The sequence below is a fragment of the Leucobacter japonicus genome (assembly GCF_001273855.1).
GTDB classification, from domain to species: domain Bacteria; phylum Actinomycetota; class Actinomycetes; order Actinomycetales; family Microbacteriaceae; genus Leucobacter; species Leucobacter japonicus.
Genome location: NZ_JHBX01000137.1, coordinates 1 through 232 on the forward strand (window position 1 = coordinate 1; position 232 = coordinate 232).

General features: G+C 64.7%; 1 pseudogene. It reads right to left on the reverse strand.

Features of this window, described 5'->3' with window-relative positions:
* Nucleotides 1-232 (reverse strand): annotated as a pseudogene (locus AMS67_RS17675) (hypothetical protein); the annotation flags it as partial.

Sequence of the window (232 nt, forward strand, 5' to 3'; positions counted from 1 at the left end):
CGGGTGTTCTGTTCCCGCACCTGGTCTTGCGCCCACGAGTCCACGCGGTCGACGAGCTGCTGCACCTCGCCCGGCCCGTACTCCCTCATCTCTCCCCACTTCCAGCCCTCGCGGCGGTCGTGGGTTCCGATGGTGAGTTCCCAACTGTCGGGGAGGCGCTCGATGTCGGATGAGTCGGTACCGACAAACTGCTCTTCGATTGAGATCCGGCGATCGCCGCCCTCGTTGTAGA